The sequence below is a fragment of the Rhodoglobus sp. GW821-FHT12B09 genome, from assembly GCF_058809925.1.
In genome coordinates this window covers 96,691-121,991 of the sequence record NZ_JBXATB010000008.1, presented here as the reverse complement: position 1 = coordinate 121,991, position 25,301 = coordinate 96,691, and the positions used below count along the sequence as shown (strand labels likewise).

29 protein-coding genes are annotated in these 25,301 nt (G+C 70.0%); all 29 read right to left on the bottom strand.

The annotated features are described in order from the left end of the window. Positions 1 to 3: 3 nt before the first annotated feature. Complete coding sequence (locus tag AC1RTC_RS14445) at positions 4 to 441, bottom strand: type II secretion system protein (RefSeq protein ID WP_493156862.1); 438 nt, start codon at positions 439 to 441, stop codon at positions 4 to 6. Between the two features lie 163 nt (positions 442 to 604). Continuing rightward, positions 605 to 1,840, bottom strand: a complete 1,236-nt coding sequence (locus AC1RTC_RS14440; RefSeq protein ID WP_493156861.1) for a type II secretion system F family protein — start codon at positions 1,838 to 1,840, stop codon at positions 605 to 607. Further along, the gene (locus AC1RTC_RS14435; protein WP_493156859.1) at positions 1,840 to 3,465 is read right to left on the bottom strand and encodes a type IV pilus twitching motility protein PilT; all 1,626 of its coding nucleotides are present in this window, start codon (positions 3,463 to 3,465) and stop codon (positions 1,840 to 1,842) included. Before AC1RTC_RS14435 ends, AC1RTC_RS14440 begins: the two co-directional genes overlap by 1 nt. Before the next feature lie 23 nt (positions 3,466 to 3,488). Continuing rightward, positions 3,489 to 5,159, bottom strand: a complete 1,671-nt coding sequence (locus AC1RTC_RS14430) for a GspE/PulE family protein (RefSeq protein ID WP_493156857.1) — start codon at positions 5,157 to 5,159, stop codon at positions 3,489 to 3,491. Positions 5,160 to 5,297: 138 nt separating this feature from the next. Further along, positions 5,298 to 5,564 (bottom strand): carbon storage regulator CsrA, encoded by a 267-nt coding sequence (csrA, locus tag AC1RTC_RS14425; protein ID WP_493156855.1) that lies wholly within the window; start codon positions 5,562 to 5,564, stop codon positions 5,298 to 5,300. 134 nt (positions 5,565 to 5,698) lie between these two features. Then, on the bottom strand, positions 5,699 to 6,565 hold the full coding sequence (locus AC1RTC_RS14420; protein WP_493156853.1) for a hypothetical protein: 867 nt from the start codon (positions 6,563 to 6,565) through the stop codon (positions 5,699 to 5,701). Next, entirely contained in the window at positions 6,540 to 8,588 is a 2,049-nt protein-coding gene (locus AC1RTC_RS14415; RefSeq protein WP_493156851.1) for a flagellar biosynthesis protein FlhA, read from the bottom strand. The genes AC1RTC_RS14420 and AC1RTC_RS14415 overlap by 26 nt, the downstream gene beginning before the upstream one ends. A gap of 11 nt (positions 8,589 to 8,599) precedes the next feature. After that, entirely contained in the window at positions 8,600 to 9,682 is a 1,083-nt protein-coding gene (locus AC1RTC_RS14410; RefSeq protein ID WP_493156849.1) for an EscU/YscU/HrcU family type III secretion system export apparatus switch protein, read from the bottom strand. Further along, positions 9,679 to 10,401: a flagellar biosynthetic protein FliR gene (locus AC1RTC_RS14405; protein WP_493156970.1), complete on the bottom strand. Its 723-nt coding sequence runs from the start codon at positions 10,399 to 10,401 to the stop codon at positions 9,679 to 9,681. Before AC1RTC_RS14405 ends, AC1RTC_RS14410 begins: the two co-directional genes overlap by 4 nt. 37 nt (positions 10,402 to 10,438) lie before the next feature. Next, positions 10,439 to 10,711, bottom strand: coding sequence for a flagellar biosynthesis protein FliQ (gene fliQ / locus AC1RTC_RS14400; RefSeq protein WP_493156847.1), 273 nt, complete (start codon positions 10,709 to 10,711; stop codon positions 10,439 to 10,441). Then, positions 10,708 to 11,475, bottom strand: coding sequence for a flagellar type III secretion system pore protein FliP (fliP, locus tag AC1RTC_RS14395; RefSeq protein WP_493156968.1), 768 nt, complete (start codon positions 11,473 to 11,475; stop codon positions 10,708 to 10,710). The genes fliQ and fliP overlap by 4 nt, the downstream gene beginning before the upstream one ends. Before the next feature lie 56 nt (positions 11,476 to 11,531). Next, positions 11,532 to 11,930 (bottom strand): flagellar biosynthetic protein FliO, encoded by a 399-nt coding sequence (fliO, locus tag AC1RTC_RS14390; protein ID WP_493156845.1) that lies wholly within the window; start codon positions 11,928 to 11,930, stop codon positions 11,532 to 11,534. Continuing rightward, positions 11,930 to 12,676, bottom strand: coding sequence for a flagellar motor switch protein FliN (gene fliN / locus AC1RTC_RS14385; RefSeq protein ID WP_493156843.1), 747 nt, complete (start codon positions 12,674 to 12,676; stop codon positions 11,930 to 11,932). Before fliN ends, fliO begins: the two co-directional genes overlap by 1 nt. After that, positions 12,673 to 13,566, bottom strand: coding sequence for a flagellar motor switch protein FliM (locus AC1RTC_RS14380; protein ID WP_493156841.1), 894 nt, complete (start codon positions 13,564 to 13,566; stop codon positions 12,673 to 12,675). Before AC1RTC_RS14380 ends, fliN begins: the two co-directional genes overlap by 4 nt. Positions 13,567 to 13,674: 108 nt before the next feature. Beyond that, the gene (locus AC1RTC_RS14375) at positions 13,675 to 14,490 is read right to left on the bottom strand and encodes an OmpA/MotB family protein (protein ID WP_493156839.1); all 816 of its coding nucleotides are present in this window, start codon (positions 14,488 to 14,490) and stop codon (positions 13,675 to 13,677) included. Beyond that, positions 14,487 to 15,260 carry a motility protein A gene (locus AC1RTC_RS14370; protein ID WP_493156837.1) on the bottom strand — a complete coding sequence of 258 codons (774 nt, stop codon included), beginning with the start codon at positions 15,258 to 15,260 and terminating at the stop codon, positions 14,487 to 14,489. The genes AC1RTC_RS14375 and AC1RTC_RS14370 overlap by 4 nt, the downstream gene beginning before the upstream one ends. After that, positions 15,260 to 15,538 (bottom strand): flagellar FlbD family protein, encoded by a 279-nt coding sequence (locus tag AC1RTC_RS14365; protein ID WP_493156836.1) that lies wholly within the window; start codon positions 15,536 to 15,538, stop codon positions 15,260 to 15,262. Before AC1RTC_RS14365 ends, AC1RTC_RS14370 begins: the two co-directional genes overlap by 1 nt. A gap of 214 nt (positions 15,539 to 15,752) precedes the next feature. Further along, positions 15,753 to 16,928, bottom strand: coding sequence for a flagellar hook protein FlgE (locus AC1RTC_RS14360; protein WP_493156835.1), 1,176 nt, complete (start codon positions 16,926 to 16,928; stop codon positions 15,753 to 15,755). Between the two features lie 24 nt (positions 16,929 to 16,952). Then, positions 16,953 to 17,390: a flagellar hook assembly protein FlgD gene (locus AC1RTC_RS14355; RefSeq protein WP_493156833.1), complete on the bottom strand. Its 438-nt coding sequence runs from the start codon at positions 17,388 to 17,390 to the stop codon at positions 16,953 to 16,955. Positions 17,391 to 17,413: 23 nt separating this feature from the next. Continuing rightward, positions 17,414 to 18,586 carry a flagellar hook-length control protein FliK gene (locus AC1RTC_RS14350; protein ID WP_493156831.1) on the bottom strand — a complete coding sequence of 391 codons (1,173 nt, stop codon included), beginning with the start codon at positions 18,584 to 18,586 and terminating at the stop codon, positions 17,414 to 17,416. Further along, positions 18,587 to 19,249 (bottom strand): C40 family peptidase, encoded by a 663-nt coding sequence (locus AC1RTC_RS14345; RefSeq protein ID WP_493156829.1) that lies wholly within the window; start codon positions 19,247 to 19,249, stop codon positions 18,587 to 18,589. Further along, positions 19,246 to 19,680 (bottom strand): flagellar FliJ family protein, encoded by a 435-nt coding sequence (locus AC1RTC_RS14340; protein WP_493156827.1) that lies wholly within the window; start codon positions 19,678 to 19,680, stop codon positions 19,246 to 19,248. The genes AC1RTC_RS14345 and AC1RTC_RS14340 overlap by 4 nt, the downstream gene beginning before the upstream one ends. After that, positions 19,677 to 21,005 (bottom strand): FliI/YscN family ATPase, encoded by a 1,329-nt coding sequence (locus AC1RTC_RS14335; protein ID WP_493156825.1) that lies wholly within the window; start codon positions 21,003 to 21,005, stop codon positions 19,677 to 19,679. The genes AC1RTC_RS14340 and AC1RTC_RS14335 overlap by 4 nt, the downstream gene beginning before the upstream one ends. Next, entirely contained in the window at positions 21,002 to 21,601 is a 600-nt protein-coding gene (locus tag AC1RTC_RS14330; RefSeq protein ID WP_493156823.1) for a FliH/SctL family protein, read from the bottom strand. Before AC1RTC_RS14330 ends, AC1RTC_RS14335 begins: the two co-directional genes overlap by 4 nt. Then, positions 21,591 to 22,598, bottom strand: a complete 1,008-nt coding sequence (locus AC1RTC_RS14325) for a flagellar motor switch protein FliG (protein ID WP_493156966.1) — start codon at positions 22,596 to 22,598, stop codon at positions 21,591 to 21,593. Before AC1RTC_RS14325 ends, AC1RTC_RS14330 begins: the two co-directional genes overlap by 11 nt. Before the next feature lie 5 nt (positions 22,599 to 22,603). Continuing rightward, complete coding sequence (gene fliF / locus AC1RTC_RS14320) at positions 22,604 to 24,226, bottom strand: flagellar basal-body MS-ring/collar protein FliF (RefSeq protein WP_493156821.1); 1,623 nt, start codon at positions 24,224 to 24,226, stop codon at positions 22,604 to 22,606. After that, positions 24,226 to 24,528 (bottom strand): flagellar hook-basal body complex protein FliE, encoded by a 303-nt coding sequence (fliE, locus tag AC1RTC_RS14315; protein ID WP_493156819.1) that lies wholly within the window; start codon positions 24,526 to 24,528, stop codon positions 24,226 to 24,228. Before fliE ends, fliF begins: the two co-directional genes overlap by 1 nt. Further along, entirely contained in the window at positions 24,528 to 24,920 is a 393-nt protein-coding gene (locus AC1RTC_RS14310; RefSeq protein ID WP_493156817.1) for a flagellar basal body rod protein FlgC, read from the bottom strand. The genes fliE and AC1RTC_RS14310 overlap by 1 nt, the downstream gene beginning before the upstream one ends. Then, positions 24,920 to 25,261 (bottom strand): flagellar basal body rod protein FlgB, encoded by a 342-nt coding sequence (flgB, locus tag AC1RTC_RS14305; protein ID WP_493156815.1) that lies wholly within the window; start codon positions 25,259 to 25,261, stop codon positions 24,920 to 24,922. Before flgB ends, AC1RTC_RS14310 begins: the two co-directional genes overlap by 1 nt. Between the last annotated feature and the right edge of the window lie 40 nt (positions 25,262 to 25,301).

Genomic DNA, 25,301 nt, shown 5'->3' with positions numbered 1-25,301 from the left:
GAACTAGTTGCAGGTGGTGGGCTTCGTCGCGGACGGGCTGGAGCCGACCTCGGTCTTCGCACCGGCGTAGTAGTTGCCCGTGCCGGTGGGCGAGGCAACCGTGAGGCAGAACGTCTTCGCGTCGGCGGCACCCGTGTAGGTGATCGCCGAGGAGCCGGCGTAGCCGTACTCGCTCAGGGTCGCTGCAGTGATGGTGGCGGGCATCGCCGACGTCGCGGACTGCGTGTAGTACGCCACAACGGCGATCTTCGCGTTGACGAGGTCCGACTTGACCGACGACTCCTTGGCGTTGTTCTGCACGCCGATGTAGATCGGAATGGCGATCGCGGCCAGGATGCCGATGATGATGACGACGACGAGGAGCTCGATGAGCGTGAAGCCCTTGTCGCTGGTGCCGAGCGAAGCGCGCTTCTTGTTGAGCGCGTTGATGAAGCGGGTCATGATGTGTCCATTTCTTTGTGAAGGATGTGTTTTCGAGCCGTCCCCCCAAACCGGCGAAGACCCGACAGAAGACACGGTATTCGGGGTACAAGGGGGTGGTAATCCCACGGACGGGGGGTTTGGGCACCCCAGTCCGTGGCGCACCCGAAGGGGGGCGGAACGACTATTTGACGGCGGTAGCGATGCCGAAGATCGGCAGGTACAGCGCGATGATCATGCCACCGACCACGATGCCGAGGAAGGCGATCAGGAGGGGCTCGATGAGGCTCGTGAGCGCCTCCGTGGTCGCCTGCACCTCGGAGTCGTAGAAGTCGGAGACCTTGCTCAGCATGACCTCGAGCGAGCCCGAGTCCTCGCCGACGGCGATCATCTGCACGACCATGGCCGGGAACACCGGCTCCTCGGCCAGCGGACCGGCGATCGACTTGCCCTGGCGCACCGAGTCGGCCACGCGCTTCGCGGCCTGCCCGATCACCCAGTTGCCGGAGGTCTCCCCCACGATCGCGAGAGCCTGCAGGATGGGCACGCCCGAGCCGATCATGTTCGACAGGTTTCGGGTGAAGCGCGCCACGGCGATCTTCTTCATGAGCGCGCCGAACACGGGCAGCTTGAGCTTGATCGGATCGATGACCCTCAGGACGGCCTCGGTGTTCTTGTTCTTGCGCCACCAGACCGAGAAGACCAGCCCGACGACGACCGCGACCGGCAGCACGACGACCATGGACTGAGAGAGGCTCACGAGGAACTGCGTCGGCAGGGGCAGTTCGCTGCCCAGCCCCTCGAACATCGTCTTGAAGACGGGCACGATGAACAGCAGCATCAGAACCACCGCCACACCGGAGAGGGCGAGCACCATTACCGGGTAGGCCATGGCTGACTTGATCGTCGACCGGAGCTTGGCCTCCTTCTCGAAGTTCTGCGCGACCGAGTCGAGCGCGCTGTCGAGGAAGCCGCCGACCTCCCCCGCCTTGACCATGTTGATCATCAGGGGCGGGAACTCGATCGGGTACTTCGCCATCGAGTCGGAGAGCGAGCTGCCGATCTCGACGTCGTGCGAGACCTTCCCGAGCACCTCGGCGAGCCTCTTGTTCTCCGTCTGGTCGGCGAGGATGACGAGCGCGCGCAACAGCGAGAGACCCGCCGCGATCATCGTGGACAGCTGCCGCGTCATGACGGCGAGGTCCTTGAGGCTCACCTGCTTGCCGAACGAGCCGAAGTTGATGTCGCGGTTGAGCCCGGTAGCCGCGGCGGTCTCCTTGATCGCGACCGGCGTGAGCCCCATGCCCGAGAGCTTGGCGGCGGCCGCGTTCTCGTTCGTCGCCTCGAGCCGGCCCTTGACGAGCTTGCCCGAGGTGTTCCTGGTCTTGTACTCGAAGGAGCGCAGAGCGGTGGTGGACATCAGTTTCCTGCCTTAGCGGGGGCGGCGAAGCTGCCGAAGGAGCCGTCGGTCGTCTCGGCGACATCGACGCGGGTGATCATCCGGCTCATCGCCGCGATGTCGCGCGCCTTGTCGATCGCCGACTGGCGCGAGATGGTGCCGGAGTTGACCAGGTCGGCCAGGTGCTGGTCGAGCGTGCTCATCCCCTGAGCGCGGCCCGACTGCATCGCCGAGCCGATCTGGAACGTCTTGCCCTCGCGGATCAGGTTGCCGATCGCGGGCGTCATCATGAGCACCTCGGCGGCGACCACTCGTCCGGCTCCGGATGCCCGCTTCACCAGCGTCTGGCAGACGATGCCCTGGAGCGTGGACGCCAGCTGCGAGCGGATCTGCATCTGCTGGTGCGGCGGGTAGACGTCGATGATGCGGTCGATGGTCTGCGCGGCATCCTGAGTGTGCAGGGTCGCGAAGACGAGGTGGCCGGTCTCCGCGGCGGTCAGCGCGGTCGAGATGGTCTCGAGGTCGCGCAGCTCGCCGATGAGGATGACGTCCGGGTCCTGCCGGAGCACGTGCTTGAGTGCCGAGCTGAAGCTCTGCGTGTCACGGCCGACCTCGCGCTGGTGCACGAGCGACTTCTTGTTCCGGTGCAGGAACTCGATCGGGTCCTCGACGGTCATGATGTGGTCGGTGCGCGTCGAGTTGACGATGTCGATGAGCGCCGCCAGCGTGGTCGACTTGCCCGAGCCGGTGGGGCCCGTGACGAGCACGAGGCCGCGCGGCAGTGTCGCGAACTGCGAGACCACCTCGGGGATGCCGAGCTGGGCGAGCTGCTTGACCTCGTTCGGGATGATGCGGAACGCCGCGCTCATCGAGCCGCGGTCCTGGTAGTAGTTCACGCGGAAGCGCGCGTTGGCGGTGAGCGTGTAGGCGAAGTCGAGCTCGAGGGAGTCCTCGAACCGCTGGCGCTCGTAGGGCGAGAGCAGGCCCATGAGGGTCTCCTTGACGACCTCGCGGCTCCACGGCTTGCCGTCGGCGATCGGGCCGAGGGCGCCGTCGATGCGCAGCATGGGCGGAGCGCCGGCGCTGATGTGCAGGTCGGACGCCCCGCGGAACAGCACCTCGCGCAGCGCGGCGAGCAGGTCGCCGGTCGCGCCCGAGCTCACCGCGGGTGTGTCGATCTCGAAGGCGTCGTCGGCGGCCGGCGGGTCGAACGCCGGCACGCGGAACGCGGCGGCGGGCGGTGGCGCGGTCGCCAGCAGGTCCGGAGTGTTGGGCAGTGGCAGGACCACGGCGGAGACGTCGTACACCTGCGGCGGCGGCGCGTCGAAACCAGTGGGCGCATCGAAGGCGGCCGGCGGCGTGGTGGGCTCGTAGCTGTCCCACGAGGGCTCGCCGGCGGTGTCGATGGGCAGCTCGTAGACCGGCGCGGGCGGCGCGAGGTCGGTGATGGGCAGCTCGTAGACGGGCGGCGGCGCGGACTGCAGCGTCGCAGCCTGGTCAGCCAGCGGCGTGGTCATGGTGAACTCGTCGTTCGGCGCGAACACCGACGTCTGCACGCGCGCATCGCGGCGGCGGCCCTGCTCGGGCGGCGGCAGCGGCATCCCGTTGGCGTCGAATGCCGGGACGGCGTATATCGGGTCTTCCATGTGTCCCCCTTGTGTCCTGTCCATCAGGCCACTACTCGCAAGATCTCTTCAATTGATGTGAGGCCGAGCCGGGCCTTGTCCCACCCGTCGACGCGCAGCGTCGACATCCCCTGGGCCACTGCCGTCTGCTTTATCTCCAGGCTGGATGCCCGTGACACGGTAAGTCGTTCGATCTCCTCCGACACGGGCATGATCTCGTGCAGTGCAACCCGGCCGCGGTAGCCGGTGTTGGAGCACGCCGAGCAGCCGGCGGGGGCGAAGAGCGTGGGCGGCGCGTACGAGCCGTCGTAGCCGAGCCCCAGATGGATCAGGTCCTGCGGGTTCGGCTGGTACGCCGTCTTGCACCGGTCGCACAGGCGGCGGGCGAGGCGCTGGGCCATGACCGAGTCGAGGGCCGATCCGACGAGGAACGGCTCGATGTCCATCTCGATGAGGCGCGTGATGGCGCTCGGCGCGTCGTTGGTGTGCAGGGTCGAGAGCACGAGGTGGCCGGTGAGCGACGCCTCGATGGCGATCTGCGCGGTCTCGTGGTCGCGGATCTCACCGAGGAGCACGACGTCCGGGTCGGAGCGGAGGATGGAGCGCAGCGCGCTCGCGAACGTGAGGCCGGCCTTCGGGTTCACCTGCACCTGGTTGATGCCGGGCATCCGGTACTCCACCGGGTCCTCGACGGTGATGACGTTGATCTCGGGCCGGGCGACCGCCTTGAGGGTCGTGTACAGGGTCGTCGACTTGCCGGAGCCCGTGGGGCCGGTGACGAGGATCATGCCGTTGGGCTTCGTGTAGGAGGCCTTGAACACCTCGGCGTTGCGGCCGAGCAGGTTGAGCTGGTCGATCGACATAGCCGTGTTGGTGTTGTCCAGGATTCGCATGACGACCTTCTCGCCCCACACGGTGGGGAGGGTCGCGACGCGGAGGTCGATCTGGCGGTCGGCGTGGCGCACCGACATGCGGCCGTCCTGCGGGCGGCGGCGCTCGGCGATGTCGATGTCGCTCATTATCTTGAGGCGCGAGATGACGCCGTTCTGGATGTTCTTCGGCGCGCGCTGCATGACGTGCAGCACGCCGTCGATGCGGTACCGCACCATGAGCTCGTGCTCGCCCGGCTCGATGTGGATGTCAGAGGCGTGGTCCTGGATGCCCTGGCTGATGAGCAGGTTGACGAAGCGCACGACGGGCGCGTCGTCGTCGGAGGCCTCCGTGACCTGGAGGCTCGAGTTGTCGAGCTCGGCCGACTCGTCGACGATCGCGGTGGTGAGGTCGTTCAACTCGCCGTCGGAGCGCACGAAGCGCGCTAGTGCGGCGCGCAGGTCCGACTGCTCGGCGAGCACGGGGTGCACCATGAGCTGCACGCTCGCGCGCACGTCGTCGAGGGCGATCACGTCGCCCGGGTCGGCCATGGCGATGATCAGGCGGTTGCCGTCGATCGAGATCGGCAGTACCTCGTGGCGGCGCAGCAGGGCGGTGGGCACCATTTCGACTGCCAGGCGGTCTACGGGGTAGTCGGCGAGCTCCACGAACGGGATGCCCAGCTGGGCCGCCCTCGCGGACGCCACCTGCGCCTCCGTGACTTTTCCCGCCCCCGTCAGCTCGCTGATGAGGAACTCGTCGCTCGCCGCGGAGGAGCCGACGGAGTCCAGGCTCTCGATGGGCATGAGGCCGCGCAGAACGAGAATCTCTGCAAGCGAGATCACGGCGGTCCTCCCCCCTCGGGCTCGGGAACTCCCGTCGGAAATCGACGGACTGGTCCCCCCAGGGATTGAACGTAACCCGAGGGTTAAGCCGGGGGACAGTCCCGCAATAAGGTGCCCCGCGTTGTGGGGCCAACCCGATCAGGCGTCTTTCGGGGCCTCGTCGACAGCTTTCTTGGGCATCGCGGAGAGCAGGCCGGCGAGCGCGGTGCCGTCTGACGAGCCGCCGCGCGCGGCCTCCAGGTTTGCCTCGGTGACGGCCTGCATGACCTCGAGCCGGTGGATGACGACGCCGCGCGGGGCGTCGATGCCGACCCGGATGCTGTCGCCCTTGGCGTCGAGGATGGTGATGACGATGTCGTCCCCGATGAGGATCTGTTCTCCGCGCTTGCGGGTCAGGACGAGCATGCGGCAAGCCTAGCTTCAACGGCGGAGGCCCAGCGGCACCCGGAGTGGGGTACGGTCCGCCGCGCTACAGATCTGCTGCCGCGCTACAGAAACTCCTGCCGCGCAACGCGGAATCTGTAGCGCGCGACGCTGGCCTAACCCACCGCGTCGGACCAGCCCTCGGGCAGACCGAGGGAGCGCACGGTCTCGGGGGTGGAGGTCCACGCGGTGCGGAGCACGGCGAGCGCCTGCACCGAGACGACTGTGCACACGGCGCCGACCCAGGCCGCGGTGTCCTCCGGCTTGCGCGAGGCGTCGACGGCGAGCCACAGCTGGTCGGGGCGGATCGCGGCCAGGGCGGCCGCGTGGGCGGCCAGGCGGGCATCCCCGGGCTCGATCGAGTAGGCGACGATCGTCGCGCGGCCGTTCTCGACGCCCCGGGCCCGCGCGGAGAAGGCGCTCTTGTGGTCGGTGACCCGCGGAGTGCCGGGCGCGGCGTACTGGGCGCCGCCGGCCACGATCTCGGGCCCGCCGCGCTGGCCGGAGATCGAGCGGGCGACGGTCATCGCGTCCTCGCCGATCCCGGCGATGACGACGAGGTCGCCCGGCGCCTTGAGCATGACGACCGGGCGCGCCTTGCGGCGGGTGGCGGTCGCAACGGGGGCGTTGGGCGAGGCGTAGCGCTGGAGGTCCTCGAGGACGCCCGAGAACGCGTCGGACTCGGTGGAGAGCGGCGGCACCGCCGACGCGTCGATCGGGAGCTCCCGGCGGTCGGCGCGGTCCGCCCGTTCCACGAGGTCGTCGAAGGCACCGCGGCGGTGCGCGGTCCACTCCTCCGGCTTCGCCGGGTCGGGCACCTCGACCACGACGTCGAGGAACCGGCGCGCGAAGAAGCCGCCGATCCCGCCGACGCGGACCTCCTCGGTGGAGACGACGGTGGCGGCTACGCCGTACCGCTCCCTGACCGTCTCGGCGATGCGGTCGAGCGGGGCCGGATCAAGCCGGAATCGAATCGAAGGCACGCACCACCCCGATCGTCTCGATGCCGACCTGCGCCGACGTCACCTCCTGGTACGAGAGCACGGCGAGGCCGCTGATCTGCGGACCCACCAGCCGGCGGATGGCCGGGCGTAGCGCTGGCGCGCAGACGAGCACGGGCGTGATGCCCTTCTCGGAGGCCTGCTCGACGATCGAGCGCACGTTGCTCAGCACGTGCTCGAGCCTGCCCTGGTCCATGATGATCTGCGACCCCAACTCCGAGGGCCGCAGCGCCTCGAGCATCGACTGCTCCAGCACCGGGTCGACCATGATGATGCGCAGGATGCCCCCCTCGAGCTTCTTCGAGACGATCAGGGGCGCGATCGACAGGCGCGCGGCCTCGATGAGCCCCTCGGGGTCTGTGGACACCTTCGCCCGCATGGCCAGCGCCTCGTACACTCGCGGCAGGTCGTTGATCGGCACCTCCTCGCCGAGCAGCCCCTGGAGCACCCGCTGCACCTCGCCGAGCGAGAGCAGCGCCGGCACGAGCTCGTCCGCCGCGGACGGGTTGACCTGCTTCACGCCGTCCGTCAGCAGGCGCACGTCCTCGCGGGTGAGCAGTCGCGCGGCGTTGGCGGTGACGATCGCCGAGAGGTGGGTAACGATGACGCTCACCCGGTCGATCACGGTAGCGCCCGCGAGCTCCGCGGAGTGCCGCATCTCCATCGGCACCCACTTGCCCGCGAGCCCGAAGACGGGGTCGACCGTGACGCTGCCCGGCAGCGACTCGAGATTGTCGCCGAGCGCGAGGACCCGGCCGGGGGGCGCCATGCCTCGGCCCGCCTCGACGCCGGCGACGCGGATGACGTAGGTCGACTGCGGCAGCTCCAGGCTGTCCCGCGTGCGGACCGGGGGCACCACGATGCCCATCTCCAGGGCGAGGCGGCGGCGCAGCCCGCGCACCCGGGCGAGCAGGTCGTCGCCGGAGCCCGAGGCCAGGTCGACGAGGTCGGGGGCGAGCTGCACCTCGAGGGCGTGCACCCGCATCTGCTCGATGAGCTCCTCCGGCGTCTCCTTCGGGGCGGCGGCCTCGACGGTGGCGGAGGCGGCCTCGGCTGCGGCGGCCGCCTTCTGGCGGGAGGCGATGCGCTGGCCGAAGATGATGAGAGTCAGGCCGATGATCCAGAACGCGATGAGCGGCATCTCGGGCACGAGCCCGAGGAGGATCGCGGCGACGCCCGCGATCGTGAGCGCCATGCGGCTCTGCGAGAGCTGGGTGGACGTCTGCGAGCCCATGTCCGACTCGACGTTCGAGCGGGTGACGATCATGCCGGTGGAGACCGCCATGAGCAGGGCCGGGATCTGCGAGGTGAGGCCGTCGCCGATGGTGAGGAGGCTGTAGGTGTTGACCGCGTCCATGATGTCCATGCCGCGCTGCAGCATCCCGATGCCGATTCCGCCCAGGATGTTGATGATGATGATGATGATGCCGGCGATCGCGTCGCCCTTCACGAACTTCGAGGCGCCGTCCATCGCGCCGTAGAAGTCGGCCTCCGCCGAGACCTCGGCGCGCCGCACGCGCGCCTGCTCCTCCGTGATCGCGCCGGTGTTGAGGTCGGCGTCGATGGCCATCTGCTTGCCGGGCATCGCGTCGAGGGTGAAGCGCGCGCCGACCTCGGCGACGCGCTCGGCGCCCTTCGTGACGACGACGAACTGGATGACGACGAGGATGAGGAAGATCACGGCGCCGATGATGAGCGAGCCGTTGATGGCCACGGTGCCGAGGGCGTGGATGACCTGCCCCGCGTACCCCTCCCCCAGCACGAGCCGGGTCGACGCCACGTTGAGGCCGAGGCGGAACAGCGTGGCCACGAGCAGCAGGGACGGGAACACCGAGAAGTCGAGGGGCCGCTTCACGAACATCGTGGTGAGCAGGATGACCAGCGCGAACAGGATGTTGACGATGAGCAGCACGTCGAGCAGCCAGGCGGGCACCGGCACCACGAGCAGCAGCACGATGCCGACGACCCCCAGCGGGACCGCGAATGTCGAGAGATTCCGTCTCATTGCTGTTCCTATCAGGCCGTGGTGGGAGAGAGCTTGTGGGTGCCCTTGGCGGCACCCCTGGACTTGAGGGACATGACGAAGGCGAGCACGCGCGCCACGGCCTGGTAGAGGTCCGCGGGGATCTCCTGCCCGACCTCGCACGCGGCGTGCAGGGCCCGGGCGAGGGCGATGTCCTCCACCATGGGGATGTCGTTCTCGGCGGCCTTCTCGCGGATCTTGAGGGCTACGGCATCCGCCCCCTTCGCCACGACGCGCGGCGCCGACTTGCCGGCCTCGTACTTCAGGGCGACGGCGATGTGGGTCGGGTTGAGCAGGACGACGTCGGCGCCGGTCACCGCCGCGATCATGCGGTTACGGCCCATGGCGAGCTGGCGCGAGCGCCGCATGGCGCGGATCATCGGGTCGCCCTCGGCGTTCTTGTTCTCGTCCGCGACCTCCTTCTTCGACATGCGCGTGCTCTTGCGGTTGCGGCGCATGACCACGAAAAGGTCGACCGCGGCGAGGCCCAGCCCGGCGATGATGGCGGACTGCATGATGGATGCCACGCTGCCGGTCGTCTCGGCGATGAGGTTGTTGATCGGCAGCCCGCCCGCCACCGAGAGCACGGGCATGAGGCCCTGGAGCACGGACACCAGCACGGCGCCCACTACCGCGGTCTTGACCACGGCCTTCACGCCCTCCCAGGCGGCCTGGAAGCCGAACACGCGCTTGATGCCGGCGACCGGGTCGAACTGGTCGAACTTCGGCGCGGGCCGCTTGAGGTGGATGCCGCCCTGCACGGCCGTCGCGGCGACGATGGCGATGACGACCACCACGAACATCGGGGTGAGCGCCGGGATGACCGTGCCGAGACCGTCCCCGAGGACAGCGACCGCGGCCTGCGGGTCCGGGTGGGCGATGATGTCGCGGAAGGAGAGGACCGCCCCCGCGCTCGAGTCGGTGATGCCGCTGATCGTGGCCGGGATCATCGCCGCCCCGGCGCCGACCGCGACCCAGGAGACGAGGTCCTTCGAGTGGGAGAGCTGGCCCTTGGCCCGCACCTCCTTCATGCGCTTGTCGGTCGCCTGTTCGGTCTTCTCCTGTGCGTCGCTCACGAGAAGGCTCCCAGCATGGCCTTGAGCACGTCCTGAGTGATCGCGGAGACCACGCGCGGGATCGCCAGGAACACGACGCCCGCGAACACGACAGTGATGAGGATCTTGAGCGGGAAGCCGAGGGCGAAGGCGTTGATCGCCGGGGCCACGCGCGTGAGCAGCCCGAGTCCCACGTCCGCGAGGAACAGAACGATGATCATGGGGCCGGCGATCTGCAGCGCCGAGAGGAAGAGCTGCGAGAATCCCTCGACCAGCAGCTGGGGGTTGGGCGCGGCCGACAGGGTCATAGTGACCGGGACGGCGTCGAAGCTGCGGAAAAGCCCGCCGAGGATGAGCTGGTAGCCGTCAGTGGCGAACAGCAGCGCGAGCGCCGCCATGTGGAACAGCCGCGTGAACTGCGCGCCGTTGACCATCGCCTGCGGGTCGAAGGCCTGGGCGAGCTGGAAGCCGCCGAACAGGTCGATGAGGTTTCCCGCCGACTGGACGGCGGAGAAGGCCATCATCACGAGGAAGCCCAGGAACAGGCCCACGAGCAGCTGCATCACGATCGCGACGAGGAAGGGGCCCGTGTCGAGCGTCGCGTAGCCGCCCGTCACGCGCGGGGCTATCACGAGCGCGAGGGCGACGCCGAGCATCGCCTTGATGCGCACCGGGATGCCCGCGTGCGAGAACGGCGGGGCGATCACGAGGAAGGCCGTGACGCGCACCCCGGCGAGCATCACGGCTTCGATCCACGCTGCGTCGAGCCCGAACACGTCACCCGCCCACCAACTGCGGGATCCGTTCGAACAGGCTCTGCGTGAACGTCACGATCTCCGCGATCATCCACTGCCCGCTGATCACGAGCGCGATCGCGACCGCGACCGCCTTCGGCACGAACGAGAGGGTGACCTCCTGGATCTGCGTGATCGACTGGAACACCGAGATCGCGAAGCCGACGACGAGCGCCGTGATGAGCATGGGCGCGCCGAGCTTGGCGGCGACCACGAGGGCCTGCACGCCGATGTCGATGACCATTGCCGGGTTCATGGCCCGAGCCCGTAACTGCCGACCAGCGACGTGATGATCAGTCCCCAGCCGTCGACGAGGATGAACAGCAGGATCTTGAACGGCAGCGAGATCATCACGGGCGGCAGCATCATCATGCCCATCGCCATCAGGCCGGCGGAGACGACGAGGTCGATCACGAGGAACGGCACGAAGATGACGAACCCGATGATGAAGCCCGCCCGCAGCTCCGAGATCATGAAGGCCGGGATGAGTGTCTGCAGGGGCACCACGTCGGGCGAGTCGGGGTTGGCCAGGTTTGCGGCCCGGGTCATGAGGCCCAGGTCCTCCTCGCGGGTGTGGGCGAGCATGAAGGTGCGCAACGGGCCGGACGCGGCATCCACCGCCCCCTGGAAGTCGATCTGGCCGTCGAGGTAGGGCTGGACTGCTGCCGTGTTCACGTCGGCGAGGGTCGGCCACATGATGAAGATCGACAGGAACAGGGCGAGGCCGGCGAGCACCTGCGTGGGCGGGATCGTGGTGAGGCCTATCGCGTTCCGCGTCATCGCGAGCACGATGAAGATCTTCGTGAACGACGTCATCATGAGCAGGATCGCGGGGGCGATCGAGAGGACGGTGATGCCCAGAAGGACGATGATCGAGGATGCCGGCGCGCCGTCGGGCCCGTTGATGCCGACGTTCACGATGCCGTCGACGACCCCGGAGAGCGGATCGGTGGGAGTCGGGGTCGGTACCGGGTCGTCCGCGGGGAATGCCGGGACTGCCGCGCCCGCCGTGAGCAGCATGGAGACCGCACCCGCGGCGATGGCCGCCGCCGCGGTGCGCAGGGCCCTGCCGGGCCTCACGGCTTGAGGCTTGCGAACGCGCGACGCCAGGTCTCAGCGGAGAGGATGGAGCCCGCGAGCGGCGAGGCGCCCGGGGGTTTCACCGCCTCCACTGCCAGGTCGCCGCCCTCTTCCGTGAGAGCTCGTGAAAACGCCTCGGCGGGTGCCTCGGGCGTGTCCGATGTGTGCAGGATGTTCACCGAGTGCTCGGTGACTCCCAGGAGGAACCGCTTGCCGTCGACGTCGATCACGGCGACGGACGCCTTCGCGCCCACGCCCTGCCTGCCGACGACCGTGATCGTCTTGCCCTGCCTGGCGCGCGTGCCCTTGCTGATGCGGCGCTGCGCGTACCAGATGATCCCGAGCACCGCCGCGAGGGAGACGGTGACGCGCAGGACGAGGAACAGTGTGTCCACTAGAGGACGGCCTCGGGGTTGTCGAGGATGCGGGTGATGCGCACCGCGTAGTCCTGGTCGACGACGACCACGTCGCCGTGGGCGATGAGCTTGCCGTTGAGCAGGATGTCGGCCGGGGTGCCCGCGGAGCGGTCGAGCTCGACGACGGCGCCGGGCTCGAGGGCGAGGAGGTCGCGCACCGCCATGCGGGTGCGGCCGATCTCGACGGTGAGGGCCATCTCGACGTTGCTGATGCGCGAGAGGTTGCCGGGCGAGCTGACGACGGCGGCGGGCGCCGGGGCGATCGCGGTCGCGTGCAGGCGGATCGCGAACCAGCCGATGGAGCCGGCGGCCGTGGTGAGCTCGAACACGGCGGTGCCGGAGGCGGCGACGAGGGCCGAGGCATCCGCCTCGGTGACATCGCCCAGGACGCCGACGCCCAGGGTCGCGCTCGCGGCCTCGATCGCGGGGCGGACGAGCTCTGCCGGCTCGGCGAGGGCCTCGTCGACGCCCGCGGCCTCCGCGAGGATGGTGCGGTCGTTCAGCACGAGGGCGATGTCGGCGGAGCGGACTCCCACGAACTCGGCGGCCAGCGCGACCGAGAACGGGCCGGAGAGCTGCTCGGGCGACGGGTGGTTGACGACGGTGGGGCGCTCGGCGCCGGGCAGGGCATCCGCCAGCGCCTCGACCGCCGCCACCTGCAGGGCGTAGTCGCGGGTCGCGCTCGGCTGCGTTGCTGACATGCCGGCGGGGGCTGTCGTGGTCATGGGGTCTCCTGGGTATCGACGATCACGCAGGCGAGCTGCGATCCGCTCGCTCCCACCGCTGCCTTGGCCATGATGTGGCCCTCGACGGCGAAGTTGAGCGGGCGGTTCTTCGAATGGGTCATGCGGATGAGGTCACCCTCGGCGAGCGCGAGCACGACCTCGGGCTTCACCCGTGTCGGCTGGAACTGCAGCGACACCCGCACGGGAACGCCCGCCAGGTGCGCGAGCATGAGTTCGAGGGGCTCGTCCTCACTGTCGTGCGACGACTCGACGGGCTCCCTCGTGAGCGCGTCCGCCGGGAGGGCGAACGTGATGAGGGATGTCGTGTCGTCGACCGTCAGCTCGAGCGATGTGACGATAGTGGCATCCAGCGGCCCCGCAGCCTTCGCGGCTTGCGGCGTGTACTCGATTCGGTCGACCTTGGCGTTCTGCGGGAACGAGGCACCGAGGCTGTAGGCCATCGTCGCGAGGGCGCCGCCGACCACTTTCGTGATGAGCGCCTGCTCGATCGGGGAGAACGGGCGCTCCGGGATGTCACCGCGACCGGACCCGCCCAGCATGCGCTCGGCCCAGGCGAGGCTGGCCTGCAGCGGGAACTGCATGACCCCGCGGGCGAGCACCGTGTCCATGGAGAGCAGGATCATCGCCGCCGACTCGGGCAGCGTCTTGATGTAGTCCTCGTACGGCAGCAGCGAGACGCCGACGACGGTCGCGCTGCACTCGGCGCGCAGCTTCGTGGAGAGCTCGGTGGCCCACGAGCGGGCGAAGGAGTCCATGCCGCGCAGCACCTCGGCGGCCTGCTCGCGCGGGAGGCGGGTGGGGCGGGCGAAGTCGTAGGGCTCCGCGTCGATGGTGCGCGTGGGTACGCCGGACACCATCTGAATCGTCACACGCCGAACTATCGGTCGCTCGCGCGCCCGCGTTAGTACTTTTCGTGGATTGAGCAGGCCGCCCGCGGCAATATCGAAATCTAGGGCGCTCTACTCGACCCGCGCAGCTCAGTGATTCCCGTCGGCCACCGCCCCCGGGATCAGTGCCGCGGCCGCGCCGGGCAGGTCGGTGAGCACGACGATGTCGACGCGGCGGTTGAGTGCGGACTCGGAGTCGACTTCGGGATGCACGCCGCCGTAGCTCGTCGACGAGATCCGCTCGGCCGCGATCACTCCCGTCTCGACGAGCCGTCGCAGCACCGCCGTGCTGCGGGCGCCGGCGAGCTCCCAGTCGTTGAGTGCGGGCGAGCCCTGCCCGTACGGGTCGATATGGCCCTCCACGGAGACGTGGTTGGGCAGGCCCGAGAGGGCGGCCCCGACCGCGTCGATCGCCGTGATGGCGGTGCTCTGCAGGTACGCACTGTCACCGGCGAAGTAGGTCTGCCCGCCGAGGAGCTTGACGGTGAGACCGCGCTCGTCGATGGTGAAGCTCACCTGGTCCTCGAGGCCCTGCGCCGCGAGGTTCGCCGTGATCTGCTTCACGAGGGCGTCGAACTTCTCGACCTCCTGCTTCGCGGCCTTCTTGTTCTGATCCTCCGGTGACTCCTCGGTGTTGAATCCGACCCCCTGGCTGTCCACGTACTTCGGGTCGACGATCACGCCCACGGCGGAGTCGACGCTCGTGCTCGGCGTCGTGCCGAAGCCCGTCGCGAGCGACGCCTTGAGCTGCTCGTACTTCGCCGCATCGACGGTCGACATGGCGAACAGCACGAGGAACAGGCACATGAGCACCGTGATCATGTCCGCGTAGGAGACTAGCCAGCGCTCGTCGGCGTGGCCCTCGTCGTGCGCACCCCCCTTGTGCCCACGACCCCGTCTGCTCATGCCGCCTTCGCCAGCTTGCCCAGCGAGTGGGCCGGCACGAGGGCGCGCAGGCGCTCGCCGACGACCCTGGGCTGGTTTCCGGCCTGCAGCGCGAGGATGCCCTCGACGATGATCGTCATGCGCTGCACATCGAGCTCGACGAGGCGGATGAGCCTCGTCCCGATCGGCAGCCACAGGAAGTTGGCGGAGAGCACGCCCCACAGGGTCGCCACGAAGGCGGCGGCGATGGAGTGGCCGAGCGACGACGGGTCGGAGAGGTTCTCGAGCACGTGCGTGAGCGAGACGACGGTGCCGATGATGCCGATAGTGGGCGCGTAACCGCCCATGGTGGTGTAGAACTTCGCCGCCTGGCGGGCGGCGCGCTCGCGCGTGGCGACCTGGTCCTCGAGCATGATGGCGAGGTCCTCGGCGTCCATGCCGTCGGCGACGCCCTGGAGCGCGGACTTGAGGAACTCGTCGTTGATCTTGTCCGCTTCCTGCTCGAGCGCGAGGAGGCCCTGCCTGCGGGCCACCTCGGCGAGCTCGACCAGCTGGTCGATGGTCGCCTGGGGCTTGTACTTGACTCCCTTGAAGGCGCGCGGAAGCGCCTTCACCGCCTGGATGGCGTCCGGGATGGTCGTGCTCGCGATGCCGACGGCGATGGTCGCCCCGAACACGAGCATCATGGGCCCCGGCAGCAGGATCGCGGTGAGCGTCGCGCCCTCGACTGTCATCATCCCGATCAGCGCCCCGAAGGCGATGATCAGGCCGATTATGGTTGCGGGATCCATCAGCGGCTCCCGGAGGGTACGGCGCGCTCGGCGCGGTCGAACGGCACGACGCCCAGCGAGGTGCCCGGTCCGTCGAAGGTCGGCATGGCCCGGGCGCGCGCGATGACGCCGGCGCGATAGGCCGCGATCATCTCGATGACCTCGTCCATGGTCTCGGTGACGATGTAGCTGGTCCCCCCGACCAGGGTCAGCGTCGTGTCCGGGCTGGACTGGATGCGCTCGATGAGGTCAGGGTTGACCGCGAAGCGCGTGTTGTTGAGTCGCGTTACCACGATCATGATGACTCCCCCATTGGGCCGACGGAATAATCGGCGTACTCACCACTCTCGGCGGGGGAGGTAATCGTGTAAGGGCAGGCGCGTACCCCGTTCGGGGACACGCCTGTACCCCAGTAATAGGTACAAAGCCGGTTGAGTAAGGCGCTCTGGCGCCGGTATCGAAACTGGGGGGTTTCGATACGGCCGCGGGCGGCCTACTCAACCCGCATCATCGTCAGCGCTTCAGGTTCGTCAGCTCCTGCAGTACCTCGTCGGACGTGGTGATGATGCGGGCGTTGGCCTGGAAGCCGCGCTGGGCGACGATCAGGTTGGTGAACTCCTGCGAGAGATCGACGTTCGACATCTCGAGCGCGCCGCCCATGAGCGAGCCGATCCCGCCGCTGCCTGCCGCGCCGAGGGTCGCCCCGCCGGAGTTGATCGAGGTGCGGTAGGTCGAGCCGCCCGCCTTCTCGAGGCCGCCGGGGTTCGTGAAGGTCGCGAGCGCGATGCGCGCGATCGCCTCGGTGGCGCCGTTGCTGAACGAGCCCACGAGCGTGCCGTCCTTCGAGAGCGAGAACGACTGGAGCGTGCCGGGCTCGCGCCCGTCCTGCTTGCTCGCCGCAATGGTGTCGAGGTCCGCGAACCCGGTAGTCGTGCTCAGGTCGATGGCGATGCCGCCCACCGTGAGCGTGCCGCCGGTCGCGACGTGGCCGCCGGCGTTGAAGGTCATCGCCCCGGTCACGACGGTCGCGCCGTCGGTGGCCTTCGTGTCCCAGCCGGTCGCCGTGCGGGTGAACTCCATCGTGAGCGTGCGCGAGGCGCCGGTCGCGTCGTAGACGTCGACGTCGCGGGTGAGCTTCGTGCCGACCGCGATGTCGGAGGGGAGATTGCCGGACATCGTCACCGACGAGGTAGCGGTGGCGGGCGCCACGGCGTTCTGCGGGAGGGTGATCTGGCCGACAGCACCGCCGGTCGTCGGCACGACGCCGTTCACGGCGGTCCAGCCCTGGACGAGCGCGCCGTCCGGGGTGACCAGGCGGCCGCCGGCGTCGAACGAGAACGACCCGGCGCGGGTGTACAATGTCTCCCCGCCCGACTGCACCACGAAGAATCCGTCGCCGGAGATCATCATGTCGGTCGCGCGGCCCGTGGCCTGCGCCGAGCCCTGGGAGAAGTTCGTCGAGATCGCCGCGACCTGCACGCCGAGGCCGATCTGGGCCGGGTTGCTACCGCCGGCCTGGGCCTGCGGTCCGCTCGCGCCCTGGGTGAGCTGCGAGAGCGTGTCCTGGAACTGGGTGGCGGAGGCCTTGAACGCCGTGGTGTTGACGTTGGCGATGTTGTTGCCCGTGACGTCGAGCATCGTCTGGTGGGATCGGAGTCCCGAGATCGCTGAGTACAGTGCGCGAAGCATGATGTGCCTTTCGTTGGGGTGGGGCTAGGGAGTCTTGGGGGTGGTGACGCCGGAGATCGCGTCGAGTCGGATCGACTTGTCGCCGACCGTGACCATGGGCACGGCATCCGCGAACGACACCGCCGTGGCGATGCCCTTCTGCTCCTTGCCGTCCGCGTCGACATAGGAGACCTCCTTGCCGATGAGGCCGGAGGCGGCCATGCGCATCTGCAGCGAGAACGACTCCTGGGTCAGGTTCGACATGGTGGTCAGCTGCTCCATGCTGGCCAGCTGGGAGGTCTGGGTCATCATGGCGTTGGTGTCCATGGGCGAGCTCGGGTCCTGTGCGCGCAGCTGGGCGACGAGGAGCTGCAGGAACATCTCCCCGTCCATCTTCTGCTTCGAGACATTCCCGACGGAGCTGATCGACGACGGAACCTGCACACTGCTGTTGTTGACGATGGTGTCGATGGGGCTGGTCATGGCGTCCTTTCTGTTCTTGTGGTTCAGGCGAGGACGTCGAGTGCGGCGTCGGTGCGGGAGAGGGTCCGGATGCCCGTGGCGGGCGCCGGTGCGGCGGTGTCGGTGAGGCGGCTCTGGGCGGGGGCGTCCCGCGGCGCGCTCTCGCGGCCGGAGGGCTGGTTGCCGGAGGAGAGGTCGAGCGTCGCCTGCCCGCCGGAGCCGGAGAGGTCGCGGCGCAGGTCGGGCAGGAGGTCCTTGATCGCCGCGCGGGCCTGGTCGGTGGGCGCGACGAGCTCGATGCGGATGTTATCGCCGGTCACGTGGGCGCGCACGGCGACGGGGCCGAGGTTGTCCGGGGTGACGCTGATCGAGATCACGTGCGTCCCGTCGCCGAAGGAGCGGAGCCCCTGCAGCGGACGGCTGAGCTGTCCGACGAGATCGGGCGCCTGGGCGCGGGCCGGCGCAGCGGGTGCCGCGACCTCGTCGGGGGCCTGGGTGGCCGCCACGGCGGGTGCCGGGGCGGGGGCGACGACGGCCGGAGCCGGGGCCGCGTCGGGTGCGGGGGCCGCGGAGGCCGCGGTCGCCGCGTCGCTCGGGGCGGCCACCGCGCTGACGGCGGGCGCGACCGGGGCCTTCGGCTCGGCGGACACGGCGGCGGAGGGCTGCTGCTGCGCGGGCGGAGGCAGCACCACCGGCAGCGCCACGGGCGGCGCGAGGTCGGGGGCGGCGTCGATCAGGGAGGCGTCGGGGGCGGCATCCACCGTCTCGTCGTTGCTGTCGTCCGCGCTGTCGGCGGTCGCGGCGACCTCGGCGGCCACGGCGGGGGCGACCGCGGCGGTGTCGACAGGAACGGCGGCTGCCGCCTCGGCGGGCGCGCCGTCCGGAGTGACGGAGACCGGGAGCGCCGGGGCGGCCGGTGCCGCGAGCTGCGGGGGTGCGGCCTGCGCCGTTTCCGCCGTGTCGGACGGGGCCGGGGCAGGGAGGGCGGCGGCGGGCAGCGCCGGGGCGGCGGGGGCGGCGGGCGCTGCGGGGTCTGCGGGCGCGGCGTCGGCCGGGGCCGCGGCATCCGTCACGGCGGCGACGAGGCTCGCGAGGGTGGTGACGGCGGTCTCGAACTCGGCAGCGAAGGCTGCCGGGTCGGCGGTCTCCCCCTTCGCGCTCGGCGCCGGTGCGTCGACGGCGGCGGGCGCCGGGGCGCTCGGGGCTACGGTGCTCATCTAGATGCTCCTGCTGAGAATTGCTGCTTGGGCGTTGATCAGTGCCTGGAGGGCCTCTGAGGTCGAGAAGGCGGTCGCCGCGCCCGACGAGAACGCGGTGCCGGAGTAGCTGCTGGCGGGCGCGGCCTCGGGCGCGACCCGGCGGATCGTGACGATGTCCGAGTCGTCGAACCACGCCTTCTGCTCGGTGACCGTCCGACCCTCGTAGGGTGCGTGGATGACGTTCCCGTTGCCCGCGTAGATGACGATGTGGGCACCGCCGTCGAGCACGATGAGGTCGCCCGGCTTGGCATCGGCGAGCTTGCCGACCTCCTTGCCCGCGGTCATCTGCTCGTCCATGCTCCGGCCGACGGTGATGCCCGCGTCCGCGAGGGCCTGCTGCACGAGGCCGGTGCAGTCGATGCCGTCCCGGCTCGTGCCGCCGAAGACGTACGGCACGCCCTCGTAGCTCTCGGCCGCGGAGACGATCCCGTCTCCCGTGGCGGTGCTCGCCGGCGCTTCCGCCGCCGTCGCGTCCTGCTGGGCCCGCAGCGCGTCGATGAGCTTGGCGAACAGCTCGTTCGAGTTCGAGGCCGACGATGTCGCCGGGGGCCCACCGGGGCTGGCGAGCTGGTCGAACGTGGTCTGGATGCGCTGCAGGGCGATCATCGAGTCGGTGCTCACGGGGCCTCCTCCCGGTTCGCGACGTGCCATGCCCGCGACGACAGGTCGTCGAGCAGCAGCTGCTCCTCCCGGAGCTCCTCCGCGAGCTTCTTCTCCTCGAAGCGCGCCTCGAGCTTCTCGAGCCCGAGAGTCTTGCGGTGGGCGTCCGCGTGGGCAGTCGCCGCGGTCTCGACCTGGGCCGCATTCTCCCGGTCGATCTCGCCCAGCTCGGAGAGCATGGTGGCCGAGGAGGCGCGCGCGGCGGCGATCGAGGCGAGGGAGGCGTGCGCCGTGGGGTCCTCGTGCCCCTCCGCCAGTGTGCGGCGGATCCGGCGCGTGCGGGCGAGCCCCACCGACTCGCGGTCGCGCGCCGAGTTGAGCTCCGCGGCGCGCTGGTCCTCCTGCAGCTTGCGCAGGCGGAGCAGGCCGGCGAGCGAGAACTGCGCGCTCATGCCGCCGCCTCCGTCGCGAAGGACTGCGTGATCTGCGCCAGGCGCGCCCACGCCTCATCCTGCGGGGTGAGGTCGTGCATGTCCTGCTGGAGGAAGTGCTCGATCTCCGCCTGATGGCCCACCGCGGCATCCACGAGCGGGTTGGAGCCGGGCTGGTAGGCGCCCACGTCGAGCAGGTCCTGTGCGCTCATCCGTGCGGCGAGCACTTTCTTGAGGGATGCCGCGACCGCCCGGTTCTCCGAGGAGGAGACCCTTGACGCGACCCGCGAGACCGAGGCCAGCACGTCGATGGCCGGGTAATGGCCGGCGAGCGCGAGCTTGCGGTCGAGGACGACGTGGCCGTCGAGGATGGAGCGCACGGCGTCGGCGATCGGCTCGTTGTGGTCGTCCCCCTCGACGAGCACCGTGTACATGCCCGTGATCGAGCCCTGCTCCGCCGTGCCCGCGCGCTCGAGGAGGCGTCCGAGCAGTCCGAACACCGACGGCGGGTAGCCCCGGGTCGCGGGCGGCTCCCCCACCGAGAGGCCGATCTCGCGCTGGGCGAAGGCGACGCGCGTGAGCGAGTCCATCATGAGCATGACGTGCGAGCCCTGGTCGCGGAACGACTCCGCGATGCGGGTGGCGGTGAAGGCCGCGCGGACGCGGAGGAGCGCCGGGGCATCCGCCGTCGACACGACCACCACGGAGCGCGCGAGGCCCTCGTCGCCCAGGTCGTCCTCGAGGAACTCGCGGACCTCGCGGCCCCGCTCGCCCACCAGGGCGATCACCGAGAGCTCGGCGTCCGAGCCGCGGGCGATCATCGACATGAGCGAGGACTTGCCGACGCCCGAGCCCGCGAAGAGCCCCATGCGCTGGCCGCGGCCCATCGTGGCGAGCGTGTCGAGGGCGCGCACGCCGAGTGAGAGCGGGGTGTCGATGCGCGCGCGGTCGAGGGCGGGCGGCACATCGTTGTCCACGGGGACCCAGCCGCTGGCGACGAGCGGGCCCTTGCCGTCCATCGGGCGGCCCATTCCGTCGAGCACGCGGCCGAGCAGTCCGTGGCCGGTGGGGACGAGCATCCGGGTGCGGCGCGTTCGCACCGGCGTGCCGGAGGCGAGGTTCTCGACCGGGTCGAGCAGCATCGCTGTGAGCACGCCCGTCGCGACGGCGACGACCTCGGCCCTCGCGGTCTCGCCGATCACCACGACATCGCCGATGCTGGCCTCGAGCCCGCGGATGTCGATGCGCAGGCCGGCGACCGACGTGACCGAGCCGATGCGCTCGGGGCGCGCCGCCTCGAGCATCGCGTCGAGGCGGGCCGGGCGGAAGATCGTCGCCGCGGTCATGCCGCACCCTCCGTCAGGGCCGCGCGGGCGCGCTGCAGCGAGGCGGAGACGCGGGCGTCGAGCGAGCCGTGCTGGAGGTCGACCACGGCGTCGCCGCGCTCGAGCGAGTAGTCCGCGACGAGCTCGAGGCCCGGCTGCGCGCCGCCCTCGGCGACGATCACGGCGATGTCCTGGGGGTTGAGGCGCACGATGCTGCCGGCGGGAACGGCCTCGACGGATGCCCGGTCGAGTGCCGCGCGCGCGGAACCGCCCGCCGTCGAGAGCTCGTGGCCGACGATGGCCTCCGCGAGCTCGATGGCTGCCGACGCGATCGACGCGTCGACGGACTGCAGCACCGGCGCCTGCCGGGAGCGGAAGTCGGATGCCGCGCGCGCGAGCGCCTCGAGAGCCGAGCCGATGCGCGCCCGCGCAGCCTCGCTCGCCTCCGCGGCCTCGGACTCGAGCCGCTCGCGCAACCCGGCCAGCTCCGCCTCGGCCTGCTTGCGCCCCGCGGCGTAGCCCGCCGCGTGGCCGCGGATGGCGTCGCGCTCATCCGACTTGGCCTGCCCCGGCAGCGCGGGGAAGCTCAGGGGCGAGAACGCCTGCTCAGTCGACATCCTCGCCGGCCTCACCCTCGGTCTCCTCCTTGACCGCGATCGTGCCGGAGGACTCGAGCTCGCGCATCGCCTTCACGATCTCGGCGCGCGCCTCGACCACGGCGGTCTTGCGCACCTTGGTGAGGAGGCTGATCTCGTCGTCGAGGAGCTCGCGGTTGCGCTCGGACATGTTCGCGCGGATGAGCTCCGCAATCGCCTCGTCGGCGCCGTGCAGGGCGACGGCGAGCGCGGAGGCATCCAGCCCGCGGATGACCTGCTGCACGTCGCGGTCCTCGAACTTCACGAGGTCGCCGAAGTTGAGCATGCGCGAGCGCATGTCCTCGGCCAGGGCGGGGTCACGGCGCTCGATCTCCTCGAGCAGCTCGTACTCCGCAGCAACATCCGAGCGCTTGACGATGTCGACGAGGGGCTGAACGCCGCCCGTCACCTCCGTCGAGTCCGCGGGTGCGACTGCCGAGCGGATCCGCTGGCGGAGAGTCTCGGCGACGATCTCGACGATCTCGGGGCTCGGCGTCCCCATGGTCGCGAGCGCCTGCGCGATGTCGGCCCGGATGCTCGTGGCGAAGGTCCCGAGCACGTGGGAGGCCACCTCCGGGCGCAGGTGGGCGAGCACGAGGGCCACGGTGCCGGGCGCCTCGCCGTCGAGCACGCGGGAGACGTGCGACGGGTCGACGTTGTCCATGAACTCGAACGAGTGGCCGCCGGCGGCAGAGGCCGCCCGGTCGATGAGCCCCGCGGCGCGCTCCTCCCCGAAGGCCGCGTCCAGAAGGGTCGCTGCCGCGTCACGGCCGCCGCGCGTGTCGGCGCGGCCGCTGCGGGTACGGGCGTGGAACTCGGTGATCGCGGCCTCGGCGTGGCCCTCCTCGACCTTGCGCAGTCGGATGATCTCGGCGGCGATCTCCTCGGCCTCGGCCTCGGTGAACTGGCGCATGACCTGCGCCGCGTGAGCCGGTGACATCTGCATGATGACGAGCGCCGCCGTCTCCATGCCCGTCATGGTCGTCACGCACGACTCCTGTCATCCATGAGCGTGCGCAGGTGCTCGGCCATGCGCTCGGGGCTCGCGGCCGCGAGGCTGTCGAGCTCCTGCCGCATGCGCTCGACACCGAGGTCGTCGAGGTCGGGGCCGAACTCCGCGAACGCCGAGGGGCCCGCCACCAGCGGCTGGGTCGGGGGCAGGAGGCCCGCGGCATCGAGGGCAGCCGCCTGGCCGGCCTCGAGCGGGTCGCGCACCTGGGTCATCTCGCCCAGATCCATCGCGGCCTGCTTGTCCTTGCGCTTGCGGTAGCCGCGGATGCCGCTCAGCAGGATCACGAGCAGGATGATCGCGCCCGCGACCGGCACCGCGGTGGTGATGATCTGGGTGATGTTCGCCTGCAGCTCCGAGGCGCGGGCCTCCTCGAGGGCGGTGGCGGCGGTGCCGCTGTCCACCTTCGCGAACGCCACGAGCTCGACCTTGACGTCGTCGCCCCGCTCGGTGTCGATGCCCGCCGCAGCGGCCACGAGGCCCTCGAGCGTCTTCGCGGACATGCCGGCCGCGGCATCCTTGTCCACTGCCACCGACACCGTCTGGCGCTCGATCTGGCCCGCCGGGATCTGCGTGGTCTCGGTGACCTTGTTTATCGCGTTGGTCTTGGTGCTCGACTCCGACGTGTAGTTGCCCTCGCCCGTGCCGCCGGTCGGCACCGCGATGCTGTCGGCGCCGAGCACGCCCGTGCCGGTGGAGCCGGTGCCGGTGTAGTCCTGCTTCGACGAGTCCTCGGTGAGCACCGGGGAGTCCTCGGGGGTCGTGAAGGTCTCCTCGACGCGCTGGCCCGACTGCAGGCTCATGCTCGCGGCGACGACGACCGTCGCGTTGCCGACGCCGACCACGCGGTCGAGCATCGCCTGGACCGCCGAGCGCACGCGGTCCTCGTAGGTCGAGGCCTGCTGCTCGGAGTTGCCGGTCGTGCCTGTGCCGACCGCGGAGAGCACCGTGCCGTCGGCGTCGACGACCGAGACGTTCTCGGGGGTGAGGCCGTCGACGGAGGCCGCGGTCAGGTGGGTGATCGCCTGCACCTGGTCGGTGGTGAGAGTGACGCCGGACTCGGTGTCGACGAACACGGAGGCGGTGGGATCCTGCTTCTCGGAGACGAACACCGACTGCTCGGGGATCGCGAGCTTCACGGAGGCGGTGCGCACGCCCTTGATGGACTCGATCGTGGAGGCGAGCTCGCCCTCGATCGCGCGCTTGTAGGTGACCGACTGCTGGAACTCCGAGGCCGTGACGCCCATCGCGTCGAGCAGGGCGTAGCCGCCGTTGTCGAGGCTCGGCAGGCCCGCTGCCGCCGCCTTGAGGCGGGCCGAGTTCACCTCGGAGTCGGGGACGAGGATCGTCTGGCCGCCGTCGGTGAGCTGGTAGGAGACGCCGTCAGCATCGAGCTGGTCGACGATCGCGCTCGCGTCGGAGCCGCTCAGGCCCGAGAACAGGGGCGAGTAGGTGGAGCGGGTGAACCACGCGCCGAGGGCGATCGCGCCCACGACGAGCACCGCGACGCCGATGATGGCGATGGTGCGCTGGCCGACGGTGAACTCGCGCAGGGCGTGCGTGAGGCGGCCGAACGCAGCCGAGACTTCCTTGGGCATCAGGCCTGCATCCTCATGATGTCGTTGAACGCCTCGACGCCCTTGTTGCGGACCGCCGCGACGACCTCCATGGTCACCTGCGCGCGGGTGGCGGCGATGGTCGCCTGGTGGATGTCGTTGAGGTCGCCCGTGACCGCCTTGACGGCGAGCGAGTCAGACGTGGACTGCAGCTGCTGCAGGTTGTCGACGGCGCCCGCGAGAGTGGAGCCGAAGTCGCCCCCGGCCGCGCCCGATACCGACTGCGTGCCCGAGAGGTAGCCGGTGGGAGCGACGGACGATACCGCGGCGACGGGGAGGACCATCAGTTCCTGCCGATCTGGATCGCTGCCTCGTAGGTGGTCTTCGCGCGGTCGACGACGGCGGCGTTCGCCTCGTAGCCGCGCTGGGCCATGATGAGGCTGCTCATCTGCTGGCCGAGGTCGATGTCGGGGTAGCGCACGTAGCCCTTCGCATCGGCGAGCGGGTGGTCGGGCTCGTAGACCATGCGGCCCTCCGCGCTCCCGTAGGCGCCCGCCTTGACGTAGACCCCGGTCGTGCCCTCGCCGGCCTCCGCGATGATGTAGTGGGCCCGGAAGGCCTCATCCGAGCTCGCCCGCACGGTGTTGACGTTGGCGATGTTGTCGGAGATCGCATCGAGCCACTTGCGGTGGACGGTGAGCGCGGTGCCCGCGATCGCGATTGCGTCAGTGGCCATCAGTTGCCTCCCAGGGATGCGCGGACGAGGTTGAACTGGGCGCTCGTCGCGTTCGACGCGAACTGGAAGCGCAGCACGGTGTCGATGTTCGAGAGCGTCTCGGTATCGAGGTTCACGTTGTTGCCGTCGAGGCGCGTCGGGTCGAGCGAGACTTTGGTCGTGGGGGCCACGACGCCGCTGCCGTCTTTCACCGAAGCCGCGAGTGCCTCCTCGAAGGAGACCCGCTGGGCCTGGTAGCCGGGGGTGTTCACATTCGCGATGTTGTTCGCGATCGCGCGCTGGCGCGCAGACAGGCCGTCCAGGGCACTCGTGAGTGCGTTGAAGGTGACCGAATCGAACACGGCATCCGTTCCATTGGTATAGGAAAAGACGGCCGATCCG